Origin of the sequence: Chryseobacterium indoltheticum (assembly GCF_003815915.1) — a bacterium.
In the GTDB taxonomy this organism is placed as follows: Bacteria; Bacteroidota; Bacteroidia; order Flavobacteriales; family Weeksellaceae; genus Chryseobacterium; species Chryseobacterium indoltheticum.
The window spans coordinates 1,435,248-1,450,004 of sequence record NZ_CP033929.1; the positions used below are offsets into that span (position 1 = coordinate 1,435,248).

Here is a 14,757-nt window from a genome sequence, read left to right on the forward strand (position 1 = left end):
GAGAGTTTTTAAGCGAAAAAAAGACAGCCATTTCTGACTGCCTCTTAAAAAACTAAAGAATTTCGTATTTTGTTTTGATGCTGTATTTCAGCTTGATATTTTCGATGTTGTCGAACGAATAATCCATACTTTGGTCGGCTGCTTCCAACTGTACATTCGCCATTTTGCTTCTGTAAGCAACGGGAAGAATAGAATCACTCATGTAATCTTCAATTTCTGTAATCTCAATCGCATCTCCGGCCTTTTTATTGATGCTTCCCAAAAGATAATCTGCTTTCTCTTTCGCGGCTTTTAAGGCATTAATTTTAACCGTTTTTCTGAAATCTGCAATTTTTGTGTTTTTAATTTCTGCAATATTCAGATTGCTTACCCATTTCTGATTAAGATCTTCAAAAAGCTTACTCACATTGGTTTTAGCATTTACTTTAAACTGAAAACTCTTGGTAAACTTCGTTGTTTTCGAATATAAATTCTGGTACATCGATTTAAATTTGATGTCTTCATTTTTTACGCCATTGTTTTTCAGTGTTTCAAATAAAAGTTTTTCGCTGTCTGCCAGTTGATTTTTGTTGTCGGCTTTTATACCGATACTAAAGATGATTTCATCCGGTTCTACTTCCATTTCGGCAACTCCTGTTACTTCAATTGCATTTTTCTTTACTTCCTGCGCATTCACCAAACTTCCTGCTGCAAAGATTCCTACTAATAAAAGGTGTTTCAGTTTCATAATGTATGTATTTATTATTTTTTAATTTCTTGTTTTTAATTTCTAAAGTAAAATTACCACGATTTGAAACTGAAATTTTGTAAACTTGGTGAACCGAGCATTTCACTTGGTGAATGTTTTATTTATTAGATTTAGGAATATTCAAATCTCGCATTTCTCCATTGGGAGTTATCAAAATATAAGATTTGCTTTCTTTGTTATCATTTTTTTTCTCTTTGTTAATTACTAATTTCACTTCATACATCACCTGTATAACGGGTTCCAGAATTGTGGGATTAATCACAAAATCGAATTCTTTGTCAAAAACCGGTTGATAATACAAGGTCGTTGATTTATTTGCCTGATTTAAGTTTGCCAGTTTCGTCAAAGCCAGAGACGAACTGTTGTAAGCCTCATAAGATTTGTACATTTCTGTCGGAAGTTTTAGCTGAAATCCATCGTTAATTGATTTTTCACTGTTTGCAAAACTTTCTCCGAGAAGTGTTTCATAGTTTTTCACTTTTTCCTGAAGGGCAATTTTTGCTTTATTCATCAAATCTTTTTTGATGGTTTCGAGGCTGTTTGCAAAATAATCTACCCTTACCAGATCATAAATTTCATTTTTTGATAAAACTGAAATAAACTCATTCAACTGTGAAGGATCTGAGAATTGAATGTGCAGATTTTTTTTAAGTTCGAAACCGGTTGGCACTTCATTGTAAGTTTTTCGGCTGAAAATCTTTTTCTCTACCGCATATTGATAGACCGGCACAAAAGAAATCATGTCAACATACGTTTCAATTCCTTTATTAATTTTAATTTGATTTAATGCGGTGTTTAGACGTCTGTCCATCAGTGAATTCACTTCATCCGCTGTTTCTGCTACTTGTGTCAGACTAAAAATCGCAACGTATTTATCAGCCTTTACGTTGGCCATACCTTTTATGCTAATGACAATATGATTGTCTACAGGAACATTAATACTGATATTATTTTCCTGATAACGCACTTGATTTTGATAGTTAATATTTCCTGAGAACTGTGCAAAGGTAAATTGAAAAAAGAAAGCTGAAGTCAAAAATAAAATGTTTTTCATGAGAATTAAGTTTAAATTATATCACAAACTTATTGGTCTTTTAAAAGCTATTTGAAGTCAACTTGGTCAACCTTGCTTTTCACTTGGTGAATAGTTTTTGGGTAAACTATATATATGTATATCTTTGTTTTATGAATTTAGTTCGGTTTTTTGTGTTGGTTTTTATGATGATTTCTGTGAATAATCTTTATTCGCAAAGTAAGGAGACGCAGGAAGTTGTAGCAGAAACGTCAAAACTGAAAAAAGCAGTCGAAACAAAAAACGAATCCGCAGAAGCCGAATCTTATTACAATATCGGCGAAACATTTTTTAATGATAGAAATTTTTCTAAAAGTGAAGAGTATTTTATAAAATCTAAAAATATCTACGAAAAGCTTAATGACAAGCAAAATCTCGAAAAAGTAATCCGAAAACTGGCGCAGTCTCAGGAAAATCAGAATAAGCTGAAATCTGCGCAAAGCAACTACCAAAAAGCTTCAAAAATTGGATATTCTAAATCAAAAAGAAATTTAAATGCCAATGACGCTTCAAGGCTTTCTTCTCCGGCGCCAGAAAATAAAGCTGAAGCTATTCAAAGTAACATTCAGATCAGCGAAAAAGAAAACAATAAACAAGATCTTGCCGCAAGCTACAGCCAAATGGCCGATGTAAATATTGAAAATAAAAATATTCCGAAAGCCGAAGAAAACCTCAATACAGCCTATCAGATTTCAAAAGAACAAGCGCCTCAACAAGCTTTGGCAATCAATCAGAAACTGACCAATTTTTATGTTGACAATAAAGATTTTGACAAAGCAATAGAAGCCAAAAAATCTGTTTTAAAAGAAAATTTCGTTAAAGAAAATTCTCAGAAAAAAGTAGAGCAGATTCAGGAACTGGCAGAAATTTACATCAAAAAAAATGATCCGAAGGAAGCGATTGTTTTATTGAAAAATGCTTATGATATTGCTTTACAGAAAGGTCACACTTTGGAAGCTCAGAAAAGTGTAAAAAAACTTGACAGTCTTTATAATATTTCAGAAAATACAGATGCTTCTGTGTTGCTTTATCGTGATTTTCTTGGGAAATTACCTGATCTGGTTTCTAAAGACAGAAGTTTGGTAGATAATAAAATTCTTGAAGATACAGAGCAGAAAATTTCTCAACTTCTGCAAGAAAAGAAATTGAAAGACGAACTAATTCGCAAGAAAAATATTTTCAATTACAGTTTAATTGGAGTGTTGGTTTTACTGACGGGTTTAATAATTTTTATTTTCAGAACTCTGAAAAAAGTTCAGATTAAAAACAAAAAAATTGCGTTGCAGTCGCTTCGTCGTGAGATGAATCCGCACTTTATTTTTAACAGTTTAAATTCTGTCAATCATTTTATTGCAACCAATAATGAACTGGAAGCCAATCAATATTTAACCAAATTTTCAAAATTAATGCGTGGCGTTATGGAAAATTCCAGTGAAGATTTTATACCATTTCAGCAGGAACTAGATTTACTTCAGAATTATCTGGCTTTAGAAAAAACACGTTTTGCCGATAAATTTGACTACGAAATTGAAGTGGATGAAAGTTTAAATACTCAAAATCTAAAAGTTCCGGGAATGTTGATACAGCCATTTTTAGAAAATGCAGTTTGGCACGGCTTAAGATACAGAACTGATAAGGGATTTTTAAGTTTAAAATTCACAAAAAACAACGATTTTCTGAAAATTACGATTAAAGATAACGGGATAGGAATAGAAGAAAGCAAAAAGCAAAAAACAGAACACCAAAAAACACGTGAAGGACGCGGAATGAAAAATACTTTGGAAAGAATCAAACTGCTGAATGATTTGTACAAGAAAAATATTATCTGTACGGTAAAAGATTCTGAAAACGGAGTTTTTGTTGAAGTTTCAATGATAATTTAATAAAAAAATGATGGAATTATATAAAAAAACAGCAGCATTTTTATTGCTATTGATGACGTTTTCTTTGTCGGCTCAGCAATATGATGATGCGAGATACGGAGTTGTTTTGAAACAATTACAGCTTAATTCTTCTGAGGTTCACAATGAATTCTATACCGAAAAGAAAATGCCCAATATTGAAAATTCTTATATTATTGTGGTGCCTGTTTTGTTTGGGAAACTTGAAGATGACGGATTTACTGTAAAAAACACTATACTAATTACCGATGATCAGGGGAAAATCAAAAACAAATATATTGAGGATACCGAAATTATATCAGATGCAGTGATGTTAGATGGTTTTTCAATAGATACCGGGCTTTATAAGCTGAATTCGAGTATTCGGGCTTTTGGAATTACTGCAAATTATCACGGAAGCAGCAATCCCAATCCGTATTCTTCTTCCGATATATCATTGTATTATCCTGAAGATAAAACTTTGAAAAAAGTTCTTGATGGCTATAACCTAAGAAGATACGGCGGAGAATGGGATATGAAATGTTCCGGAGAATTTGACGAAGATAATTCGGTCATTATTGTTGATCAAGTGAAAACGAATGGTTTTAACAATCTTAAAATTAAAACTGAAAGTAATCATATAATAAGCAAAAAGGTAAATGGAGAATGTACCGAAGATAAAACTTCAAAAATTTCTTATAAAACCTTGAAATTTAATAAATCTGTTTACAAATAAAACCTGAATTAAGATGAAAATAAAATCAGTAATCGTAGACGACGAAAAAATTGCAAGAGAAGTTCTGAGGAATTATCTCACAAAATACTGTCCGCAAATCGAGATTCTGGGAGAAGCTGAAAATATAAAAGATGCTGTTCCTCTGATCGCAGAAATGCAGCCGCAACTGGTTTTTTTGGATGTTGAAATGCCTTTCGGGAATGCTTTTGATGTATTGGAAGCAACGAAAGAATTTTCTTACGAAACTATTTTTATTACTGCTTTTTCTCAATATTCTTTGCAGGCCTTAAATAAATCTGCAAGTTATTATATTTTAAAACCGATTGATATTCAGGAGCTTATTTTGGCGGTAAATAAGGTTGCAGAAAGTATTGAAAAGAAAGACGAATTAAACCGAAACAAAATCCTCCTCGAAAATTTAAAATTAAAACCCGAAAAACAACAATTGATCCTTCCGACATTACAAGGTTTTGACGTCGTAAAAACGGAAGACATTGTAAGACTTCAGGCCGATGGAAATTTTACGCAGGTTTATCTTACAGACGGTTCAAAAAAGATGGTTTGCAGGTTTTTAAAGCATTTTGATGATTTGCTCGAAAGTCCTTTTGTAAGGGTGCATCGTTCGCATATTATCAATACCAATTTTGTGAAATCTTATCATAAAAGCGGTACGGCAACTTTGTCTGATAACTCCGAAATTGAAGTTTCAGGAAGTTTTAAAGAACAGTTTCTTAAAGTTTTTTCTTAAATATTTAATTTTAACAATTAAGAAGATTGGCGTTAAGTTTCATTAAGAAAATTCAAATAATTTTTTATTGTGTAGTTACTTAAAGCGAAGCTCGACTTAACTTTTCTCAACTTTTTAATAAACCTTAATGGTTAAAATTCAAATTTCTGAAATCTGAAAATTATAGTAATACATGTTTTCAGTTAAATCCTAAAATCTTATTAAGGCATCATTTTTGAATTTTAATATTATCAAAATTTTATATTATGAAAACTTTTAAGAAAATAGCCATTCCAGTTTCATTAGGTATTATTGGTTTCTTAATCTTAAATTCATGCTCGGTTGGAATTCCAAAAGGAGCAACGGCAGTCAAAAATTTTAATTCAGAAAAATATCTTGGTAAATGGTACGAAATTGCCCGTTTCGATTATAAATTTGAGAAAAATATGGATAATGTAACCGCTACTTATTCACTCAATCCCGACGGAACAATTAAAGTGCAAAACAGAGGCTATGATTATGTAAAGAAAGAATGGAAGGAATCGATCGGAGAAGCAGAATTTGTTAATGATAAATCTGAGGCGAGACTGAAGGTTTCCTTTTTCAAACCTATTTGGGCTGGCTATAATGTGATTGATATTGATGATGATTATCAAAATGCTTTAGTTGTAGGAAACAGCACAAAATATATCTGGATTTTATCCCGAAACAAAGAAATACCAAACAGTATTAAAGAAAGATTCTTAGCAAAAGCGCAGAAATTAGGTTATAATACCGATGATTTAATTTGGGTAAAGCACGATTAGTCATTGCGATAATCTAGACAACGAAGCAATCTTAAAATCGACATAGGAAAATGGAGCGTTAAGAAAATTTGGAATTAATCCGTTAAAAAATTACCACTGTTCGAAGTGCCATAAACCTTGTGAAATAAAGATTTAATTTTGAATTCGCACAAGTTTGGGGATTTTAGGATTAATTCTAAATTTTTAGCGGAAGTTTCCAAGTCTTGAATTTTTGTCTCTTTTGTTTCAAGACAAAAGAGAATTATTTTAAGATTTTATACTCCTTCCACTCCTGAAAACGGTAATCGATAATTTGCATCATCATATCATAATTTTCGTACGTATCTTCAATATGATAAAAAGTTTCGTATTCAAAATCATTTTCTTCTGCTACAGTATCAAAAATATTAATGTAATCGGTAGCAAATGAGCTGAATTTATCTGCGAAATCGGTTTCGTCGGCATAATAATCTTTGGCAAAACTGTTTCCCATATCATTAAGATCATATTCAGAAAATTTTCCGTCACAGGCATCGATAACAAAGTCTGCACCGGTTATTTCACGTTTTATTAGGCTTTCAATTTCATTTTCGCAATCTTCTTTCAATTCATCAGAATGCAGATTTTTGTTGATACACCAGTTAATAAACATTCCGGTGTGTGTAGCGCCGTTTTTTTCCGGAAGTCCTTCAGGAAAATCTCCGCCATAATGCCACGAAGCATCATCATATTTAGTCATAATCTTTATTATAGTTTCAGACAGTTTAAATCAAAGATATAAAAAATCATTTTCTTTTGTTCACTACAGAGATTTTCACGTCATTTGTAGTGAATTTATTCAAAATTAAACGCATGCAAAACGCAGTTCTTATCACCATTGGTGACGAAATTCTTTCAGGAAATACGGTTGATACCAATTCAAATTTTATTGCTACCGAACTTAAAAATATAGGGATAAAAGTTTCTCAGATCATTACCATTTCAGACGAAATAGAAACAATAAAAGAGACTTTAAAATCAGCTTTTGAAATTGGAGACCTGATTATTACAACAGGAGGTTTGGGGCCAACGAGAGATGATAAAACAAAAAAAGCTTTAGCCGAATTTTTTGATGATGAAATTGCTTTGGATGAACCCACTTTCGAACATCTAAAAGCCTATATGGAAAAACGCGGACGTATAGAAATTCTAGAAAGAAACCGTGAACAGGCTTTTGTGCCTACAAAATCTACAGTTTTTCAAAATCATTTCGGAACTGCACCTTGTATGATGATGCAGCAAAACGGAAAACTTTCTTTCAGTTTACCCGGCGTTCCGTATGAAGTAAAACCTTTGATAAAAGACCAGATTATTCCTTATTTAAAAGAAAAATTTAATCTTAATTATATTTCCACACGCATCGTTTCGGTGGTTGGAATTCCCGAGAGTATTTTGGCAGATCAGATTGAAAACTGGGAATTGGCGCTGCCGGAAAACCTTGCACTGTCTTATCTTCCCGTTGGTACCAGAGTGAAACTGAGATTGACAGCAACTGGAATTGATGAAGATATGTTGCAGATTCAGCTCGAAAACGAAATTCAAAAGCTATTCCCCATCATCGGTGAAAATATTATTGCGACTTCAGAAGATAAAATTGAAAAGATTTTAGGTGAGATATTACACGAAAAAGATCTTACGATTTCTACCGCAGAAAGTTGTACCGGCGGAGAATTATCTATTTTGTTAACTTCAAATCCGGGTAGTTCAAAGTATTTTATCGGTGGAATGGTAGCTTATGCAACGGAAATGAAAATTAATATTTTACATGTTTCTGAAAGCACCGTTGAGCGTTTTACCGTAGTAAGCGAAGAGGTTTCAAGAGAAATGGCAGAAGGTTGCCAGAATTTATTTAAAACAGATATTTCACTTTCTACAACAGGCGTTGCAGGTCCCGGAAAGGGCGAGGATGGTAAAGATGTGGGAACTGTTTACTATACAATCAGAGTCAAAAACCATTCTGAATCTTTTAAACTACATCTTCCGCATTTAGACCGACAGGATTTTGCATTTTTCGTATCTCAGAAAATTCTTCAGGATTTGGTAGGGATTTTAATAAAAAAATAAGCTTAGCTTAAAACGAAGGAAATTGTAATAAAGTAAATCTTTATAATTTTGCTGAGTGAAACGCCTTTGCGACCTTTAAAACAGTGAATATTTATAAATAGCTTTGCGAACTTTGCGTTTAAAAATCTAATGTTTTTTTTCCAAAAATTCAATTCACAAAATAAATTAACTTTACCGTAACAAAATTAAATTTAAATATACTTATTGTATAAATTATTATTTACAATGAAAAAATTAACGCTTTCTTTGTTTTTATTAGCAGGGGTTTGTTCACAAAATACGTTGAACGCTCAGACTAAATCTACTCAATCAGCATCTACAACAGATAAAGGTTTAGACATCAGTTTGATGGATAAATCTGTTCGTCCACAGGATGATTTCTATAATTATGTAAGCGGAACTTGGATGAAAACTGCCAAAATCCCTTCTGATAAACCAACTTGGGGAAGCTTCAACAAATTGGCGGATGATACCGATAACAATTCGATGACGATTCTTAACTCGCTTCTGAAAGATAAATTCGCAGAAGGAAGTGAAGGTAAAAAAATCCAGGATTTGTACGCAACGTACATGAATATGGAGAAGAGAAATGCAGACGGAATCAAGCCTATTCAGGAAAACATCAACAAAATTGATGCAATCAAAAATCTGAATGATCTTCAGAATTATTTAACATCAGTTACCAAAGACGGAGAAAATAATTTCTACGGATGGGGTGTTTATTCTGATCTGAAAAACTCTAATATGAATGCAGTTTACCTTGGTGACGCTTCATTAGGGATGGGTAGAGATTACTATCAGAAAGTTGATGCCAAAAACACAGAAGCTCTTGCAGAATACCAAAAGTATGTAGCTTCTATGTTGAAAGAATTAGGCTACAAAAATGCTGATGCAGCTGCGAAAGGTATTGTAGATTACGAAAAAAGCATTGCAAAACATTTATTAACGAATGAGCAAAGCCGTGACAATACGCTTCAGTACAACCCAAAAACAATGACTGAACTTAAAACTTTGGTTAAAAATGTAGATCTTCCTGCTTATCTTAAGAAAGTTGGGGTAGATACAGACCGAGTGATTATTGGGGAGCTGGATTACTATAAAAACTTTGATAAATTGGTAAATGCCAAAACATTACCTGTAATTAAAGATTATCTGAAATTCCACATGATCAATGGAAGCGCTTCTTATTTAAGTGAAAAATTAGGAGATGCAAAATTTGCTTTTTATGGTAAATATTTAAGAGGTCAGCAAGAGCAGAGAGCTTTAAACAAAAGAGGATATGAGTTGATCAATGGTTCTTTGGGTGAAGCTTTCGGAAAATTATATGTTGAAAAATACTTCCCGGCTGAGGCAAAAGCTCAGATGGTTGAGCTGATCGATTATTTAAAGAAAAGTTTTGCAGTTCACATCAACGGTTTAGCGTGGATGTCTGCTACTACAAAAGAAAAAGCAACGGCTAAGCTAAATAAATTTACAGTAAAAGTTGCTTATCCTGATACTTGGAAAGATTATTCTAAATTAAATATCGTTCCTGAATCTAAAGGTGGTAATTTATATGCAAACCTTCAGAACATTTCTGAATGGCAGTATAATAAAGATTTAGCAAAAATCGGAAAACCGGTTGATAAAACAGAATGGGGAATGACTCCACAAACTGTAAATGCGTATTACAACCCGGTTTACAACGAGATCGTGTTCCCTGCTGCAATTCTTCAGCCGCCATTCTTTAATCCTAAAGCAGATGCTGCGGTTAATTTTGGAGGAATCGGTGCTGTTATCGGTCACGAAATGAGTCATGGTTTTGATGATTCCGGAGCTCAGTTTGATGCAGAAGGAAACTTAGTGGACTGGTGGACTCCTGAAGACAAGGCTAACTTCGAAAAAGCAACTAAAGCTTTAGCCTCTCAATATGATAAGTATGAGCCTGTAAAAGGAACTTTCGTAAACGGTACGTTCACAAATGGTGAAAATATTGCCGATCTTGGTGGTGTAAACATTGCTTACGACGCTTTACAAATGTATTTAAAAGATAAAGGAAATCCTGGCATGATCAGCGGTTATACACAAGATCAGAGATTTTTCCTAAGCTGGGCAACCGTTTGGAGAACTTTATCAAGCGAAAAATATATGGTGAACCAAGTAAAAACAGATCCGCATTCTCCTGGATATTTCAGAAGTTTCGGTCCGTTGACAAACGTAGATGCTTTCTACAAAGCATTTGATGTGAAACCTGGTGATAAACTATACAAAAAACCAGAAGACAGAATTAAAATCTGGTAATCAGTATTTAAAATATTCAAAACCGTTCAGAAATGAGCGGTTTTTTTTATTCAATAGAAGCGGGATTTAGCACGTTTTCTTAATAAACTCTTCAAATGGCTTTAGCCAAATCATACTATTTTTCATTTCAGGAATGTAAAAAAACGCATAAAATTAATTTAACATTAATTGCTATATTTGATCAAACTGTTTTACACATCAAAATTATTTTAATGAAAAAGCTAAATATTGCAGTACTTGCATTCTCAGGTATTGTATTCTTAAATTCTTGTGGTACTACCAAAAATACAACTGCAACTGTGGAAAAAGCTCCTACAAATATCGTTGTTGAGAATTCTTCAATGACTATTTATCCTGAAAACGGAATTAATTTATCTTATATGGATAAAACGATTCGTCCGCAGGATGATTTCTTCAGTTATGTCAACGGGAATTGGGTAAAAGAAACTCAGATTCCTTCTGATAAAGCAAGTTGGGGATCTTTCAATGCGTTGAGAGAAAATGTAGATGATGCTTCGCTAGGTATTTTAAATAAAATTTTAACCGAGAAATACGCTGAAGGTTCTGAAGGACAAAAAATTCAGAATCTGTATGCATCTTTTATGGATGTCAGCAAAAGAAATGCAGATGGTATCAATCCAATTAAAGGAGATTTAGCAAAAGTTGATGCCATTAAAAATGTAAATGATCTTCAGAAGTATCTTTTAGAAGCGACAAAATTGGGAGATAACTCTTTCTATGGTTGGAGAGTAAGCGCAGACATGAAAAACTCTAAGATGAATGCGGTTTATCTTGGTGGTCCAGATCTTGGTTTAGGAAGAGATTATTATCAAAAAGTAAATGAAGCCAATACCAAAACTTTAGCTGAATATCAAAATTATGTTGCTAAATTGTTTGTCGTTTTAGGATATAAAAATTCTGATGCAACAGCTAAAAATGTAGTTGATTTTGAAAAGCAACTGGCCAATTATTTATTGACTTTAGAGCAAAACAGAGATGCTAATTTAAGATACAATCCTAAAAATGTTACTGAGCTTTCTGGCTTGGTAAAAAATGTAAATTTGGCTAAATATCTGAAAGATGCAGGCGTAAATACTGATAAAGTAATCGTGGGTGAACTGAAATATTACCAAAATATGGATCAGTTTATCAATCAGAAAAATCTTCCGTTGTTGAAAGATTATTTGAAATATCATATCATCAATGGGAATGCAAGTAATTTGGGCGATAATCTAGACAATATCCGTTTCGATTTTTACTCTAAATATCTTCAGGGACAGAAAGAACAGCGAGCGATGGACAAAAGAGGTTTAGCGCTTGTAAACGGAGTTTTGGGTGAAGCATTCGGAAAATTGTATGTTGACAAATATTTTACGCCGGAATCAAAGCAACAAATGGAAATGTACATCGACTACATTTTAAAATCATTCAAAAAACATATCCATGATATGGATTGGATGTCGCCGGAAACCAAAGTAAAAGCTCAGGAAAAACTATCAAAATTCTCTGTGAAAATCGCTTATCCGGATCAGTGGAAAGATTATTCTAAACTAAAAGTAGAAGCTCCGGCTCAAGGGGCTACGTTATATTCCAACTTACAAAATGTTTCCGCTTGGCAATATCAGAAAAGCTTAGAAAAAGTAGGAAAACCTGTTGATAAAACGGAATGGGGAATGTCTCCACAAACCGTAAATGCATATTACAGCGGTTCAAATAACGAAATTGTTTTCCCAGCAGCGATTCTTCAGCCACCTTTTTACAATCCTAAAGCTGATGCTGCAGTGAATTTCGGAGGAATCGGAGCAGTGATTGGTCATGAAATCTCACACGGTTTTGATGATAGCGGTTCAAGATTCGATGGCGACGGAAATCTAAATAATTGGTGGACTGATCAGGATCGTAAGAATTTTGATGCAAAAGTGGGACAATTGGCAGCTCAATACAACGCTTACGAACCAGTAAAAGGAAGTTTTGTAAACGGAAAATTTACCAGCGGTGAAAATATTGGGGATTTAGGTGGCGTAGCGGTTGCTTATGATGCTTTACAGATGTATTTAAAAGATAAAGGAAATGTAGGTTTGATTAGCGGGTTTACTCAGGATCAGCGGTTTTTTATGAGCTGGGCAACAGTTTGGAGAACAAAATCTACCGATCAGTATATGATGAATCAGGTGAAAACAGATCCGCATTCACCGGGATATTTCCGAGCTTTCGGGCCTTTGGTAAACCAGGATTCTTTTATGAAAGCATTCGATATTAAGCCTGGAGACAAGCTTTATAAAGCTCCGGCTGAGAGAATTAAAATTTGGTAATTCTCGTATAATAAGTTATTATTAAAACGCATCATTTTGGTGCGTTTTTTTGTTTATTTTTCATAGATTAGTGACACCAAAACATATTAACAATCATTCGGTTATCAATAGAGAATTGAATTATTTTAAGAAAAATCTTCACAAAATTTTGTATGTTACAGTTTTTTTATAAATTTAAACAATGGATTGGTCAAAAATTTGCTAATCCAAACCAAAATCAACAATCTCAAAATAATAATAATATGGCAATGTTTAATTATGGTGTTGGCGGAAACGAAGTCAAGGTCGACGCTAATGAAGCTATTCAGGAAATTCAGGAAAACAAATCGCTCATCGTAAGCCAGCTTACCACAGACGAAACTTATGTTCCCGAAATCGTTACAGGATTAAAAACCGTAGATGATGTTTTCAGACATTTTCAGCCTTCCGTCGCTGTACAGCATGAGACAGAAGATGGAAGTGTGGTAGAAGAAGAATTCCGTTTTCAGAATCTTGCAGACTTTACTCCCAAAAATCTTGTTCAGAAATCAGATTATCTTCAGCAGCTCAGCATGGAGCAGGAGCAGTACAATAAAATTGTACGTCAGCTGAAAACCAATAAGATTCTTCGCAATATGTTGGAAAACGAGCAGACCAGAGCTGCTTTTATTGAGGCATTAAAAGATGTTGCACAAGAACTTGAAAAATAATCTAAATTACCTACACAAATATTATGGATAGTAAATTACAGGCTGCAGAAAGTCAACAGCATAATCAACAACAACAGGCGGGCAGACCGAAAAGCAATCCGCTAGAAGAACTAAATAAAATCGGAGGCTTTGGCTTTATAGAATCTGTCGTAGACGGGATTGCCAATATGAACCCAACCAGAAAAGCAAGAAAAGAAATCTTCCTGAATGATGGTAATAAAACCGATGAGAGAAAAGAGCTGCTACAGAAAATTAATCTCTGGGTAGAGCTTTTAAGCAGTAACGAATCTGCTGAAAAAATGGCAGAAACCTGCAAAAATAAAGCACAAAATGCAGATCAGAATTTAAAGTTAAATCTTAAAAATTCTCTTGATGCTGTTCGTCAATTGGAAACTTCATACAGAACTGTTGCTCAGTTTTATAAAAATACAGAACTAGACAAGGTAGATAATGTAAGCATCGTAAATGCAACGTTAGAGCAGGTTTCAGATTTAGATAACCCGTTATTTATCGATGCTATTTCTGATGAGTTTAAAAATTATTACGACCGTTTAGATCTAAGAGATAACTATTCTATTTTGGCGATTCCGGGATATTTGGGATCGAATAAAGTAATTGAAAAATGGGCAAAAATCTGTAACGAAAACAAAGTAATGATGGTTACCGATTTTGCCAATCTTGATAAGCCTGATGATGTAGTCGATCTATTTCACTCTGCAAATCTTACGGGTGGCGAATTGCACCGAAGTAATGTCATTATGACATGTAACTGGCTTGTTGGTCGTGGTAGAGCAGAAGAAGTAGGTGAAGAAGAAAACGTAGAACTTCCACCTTCAACTTCGTTGGCAGGAAAAATTCACAAAACATTAATGTCACAGGTTGCTGCCGGTAAAAAACACGGTAATATCAACGAAGTAGATGCTGTGAAATTTGAATTAAAGAAAAGTGAAATTTCCCAGTTAGAAAAAATGGGATTGGTTCCTATGGTGAACGAGTACGGAAAAATCATGGCATTCTCTGCAAAAACATTGTTTACAGGAGATAACATCGGTCTTCAGACGTATTCTGTAGTTCGTGTATTCGATTATGTAACTAAAGTTTTATTGGATTTCTTAAACAGAAGAGCCTTTGAAAACTGGAATGCAAGAAACGAAGATGATTTGAGAAAGCAGATTGTAAGTTTCTTAGACGGTATAAAAGGTGCTGATAAATTAATAGAAAAGTTCAAAATTGTACGTTTTGAGCAGGATAAAGTAAATAAAGACAGAGTTTGGCTAGATATCAGATTGACTCCATATTTCCCGACAAAAAGTTTTGTGATCAAGCTTGACGGCCACAAAGGTGATGACGGTAACGAGTGGGATGCAGAATATATCCAGGATTAATATTCTCAATATTTAATATAGAAACCGGTGCGTCAAAAAC

Annotated in this window: 12 protein-coding genes; 9 read left to right on the forward strand and 3 right to left on the reverse strand. The window is 33.7% G+C overall.

What is annotated here, in order from left to right:
* Positions 1 to 52: 52 nt before the first annotated feature.
* Positions 53 to 727 carry an SIMPL domain-containing protein gene (locus EG358_RS06685; RefSeq protein WP_076561768.1) on the reverse strand — a complete coding sequence of 225 codons (675 nt, stop codon included), beginning with the start codon at positions 725 to 727 and terminating at the stop codon, positions 53 to 55.
* Positions 728 to 845: 118 nt separating this feature from the next.
* Positions 846 to 1,802 (reverse strand): SIMPL domain-containing protein, encoded by a 957-nt coding sequence (locus EG358_RS06690; protein ID WP_076561767.1) that lies wholly within the window; start codon positions 1,800 to 1,802, stop codon positions 846 to 848.
* Positions 1,803 to 1,933: 131 nt separating this feature from the next.
* Between EG358_RS06690 and EG358_RS06695 the strand changes: the two genes are divergently transcribed.
* The 4 genes from EG358_RS06695 to EG358_RS06710 all read left to right on the forward strand — a co-directional run bounded on the left by EG358_RS06695 (position 1,934) and on the right by EG358_RS06710 (position 5,969).
* Positions 1,934 to 3,703, forward strand: coding sequence for a histidine kinase (locus tag EG358_RS06695; RefSeq protein WP_076561766.1), 1,770 nt, complete (start codon positions 1,934 to 1,936; stop codon positions 3,701 to 3,703).
* A gap of 7 nt (positions 3,704 to 3,710) precedes the next feature.
* Positions 3,711 to 4,436, forward strand: coding sequence for a PA3715 family protein (locus EG358_RS06700; RefSeq protein ID WP_076561765.1), 726 nt, complete (start codon positions 3,711 to 3,713; stop codon positions 4,434 to 4,436).
* Positions 4,437 to 4,449: 13 nt separating this feature from the next.
* Positions 4,450 to 5,184: a LytR/AlgR family response regulator transcription factor gene (locus EG358_RS06705; protein ID WP_174565102.1), complete on the forward strand. Its 735-nt coding sequence runs from the start codon at positions 4,450 to 4,452 to the stop codon at positions 5,182 to 5,184.
* A gap of 245 nt (positions 5,185 to 5,429) precedes the next feature.
* The gene (locus EG358_RS06710) at positions 5,430 to 5,969 is read left to right on the forward strand and encodes a lipocalin family protein (RefSeq protein WP_076561763.1); all 540 of its coding nucleotides are present in this window, start codon (positions 5,430 to 5,432) and stop codon (positions 5,967 to 5,969) included.
* A gap of 241 nt (positions 5,970 to 6,210) precedes the next feature.
* Here the strand turns inward: EG358_RS06710 and EG358_RS06715 are convergent, their stop codons facing one another.
* A complete protein-coding gene (locus EG358_RS06715; RefSeq protein ID WP_076561762.1) occupies positions 6,211 to 6,687 on the reverse strand; it encodes a DUF7832 domain-containing protein in 477 nt (158 codons plus the stop codon).
* 113 nt (positions 6,688 to 6,800) lie between these two features.
* On the opposite strand from EG358_RS06715, the gene EG358_RS06720 reads away from it, so the two are divergent.
* From EG358_RS06720 to EG358_RS06740, 5 genes are all read left to right on the forward strand, one after another.
* Positions 6,801 to 8,051, forward strand: a complete 1,251-nt coding sequence (locus EG358_RS06720; RefSeq protein WP_076561761.1) for a CinA family nicotinamide mononucleotide deamidase-related protein — start codon at positions 6,801 to 6,803, stop codon at positions 8,049 to 8,051.
* 225 nt (positions 8,052 to 8,276) lie between these two features.
* Complete coding sequence (locus EG358_RS06725) at positions 8,277 to 10,331, forward strand: M13 family metallopeptidase (RefSeq protein ID WP_076561760.1); 2,055 nt, start codon at positions 8,277 to 8,279, stop codon at positions 10,329 to 10,331.
* A 212-nt stretch (positions 10,332 to 10,543) separates the two neighbouring features.
* The gene (locus EG358_RS06730; protein WP_076561882.1) at positions 10,544 to 12,643 is read left to right on the forward strand and encodes a M13 family metallopeptidase; all 2,100 of its coding nucleotides are present in this window, start codon (positions 10,544 to 10,546) and stop codon (positions 12,641 to 12,643) included.
* 152 nt (positions 12,644 to 12,795) lie between these two features.
* On the forward strand, positions 12,796 to 13,332 hold the full coding sequence (locus tag EG358_RS06735) for a type VI secretion system contractile sheath small subunit (protein WP_083677075.1): 537 nt from the start codon (positions 12,796 to 12,798) through the stop codon (positions 13,330 to 13,332).
* Positions 13,333 to 13,355: 23 nt separating this feature from the next.
* The gene (locus EG358_RS06740) at positions 13,356 to 14,717 is read left to right on the forward strand and encodes a DUF5458 family protein (protein ID WP_076561759.1); all 1,362 of its coding nucleotides are present in this window, start codon (positions 13,356 to 13,358) and stop codon (positions 14,715 to 14,717) included.
* Positions 14,718 to 14,757: the final 40 nt, after the last annotated feature.

Bases quoted from the DNA above. Each gene is read 5' to 3' on its own strand.
- EG358_RS06740 (WP_076561759.1), top strand. From the start codon at position 13,356: ATGGATAGTAAATTACAGGCTGCAGAAAGTCAACAGCATAATCAACAA.
- EG358_RS06730 (WP_076561882.1), top strand. From the start codon at position 10,544: ATGAAAAAGCTAAATATTGCAGTACTTGCATTCTCAGGTATTGTATTC.
- EG358_RS06710 (WP_076561763.1), top strand. From the start codon at position 5,430: ATGAAAACTTTTAAGAAAATAGCCATTCCAGTTTCATTAGGTATTATT.
- EG358_RS06715 (WP_076561762.1), bottom strand. From the start codon at position 6,687: ATGACTAAATATGATGATGCTTCGTGGCATTATGGCGGAGATTTTCCT.
- EG358_RS06735 (WP_083677075.1), top strand. From the start codon at position 12,796: ATGTTACAGTTTTTTTATAAATTTAAACAATGGATTGGTCAAAAATTT.
- EG358_RS06685 (WP_076561768.1), bottom strand. From the start codon at position 727: ATGAAACTGAAACACCTTTTATTAGTAGGAATCTTTGCAGCAGGAAGT.
- EG358_RS06690 (WP_076561767.1), bottom strand. From the start codon at position 1,802: ATGAAAAACATTTTATTTTTGACTTCAGCTTTCTTTTTTCAATTTACC.
- EG358_RS06720 (WP_076561761.1), top strand. From the start codon at position 6,801: ATGCAAAACGCAGTTCTTATCACCATTGGTGACGAAATTCTTTCAGGA.
- EG358_RS06695 (WP_076561766.1), top strand. From the start codon at position 1,934: ATGAATTTAGTTCGGTTTTTTGTGTTGGTTTTTATGATGATTTCTGTG.
- EG358_RS06725 (WP_076561760.1), top strand. From the start codon at position 8,277: ATGAAAAAATTAACGCTTTCTTTGTTTTTATTAGCAGGGGTTTGTTCA.
- EG358_RS06700 (WP_076561765.1), top strand. From the start codon at position 3,711: ATGATGGAATTATATAAAAAAACAGCAGCATTTTTATTGCTATTGATG.
- EG358_RS06705 (WP_174565102.1), top strand. From the start codon at position 4,450: ATGAAAATAAAATCAGTAATCGTAGACGACGAAAAAATTGCAAGAGAA.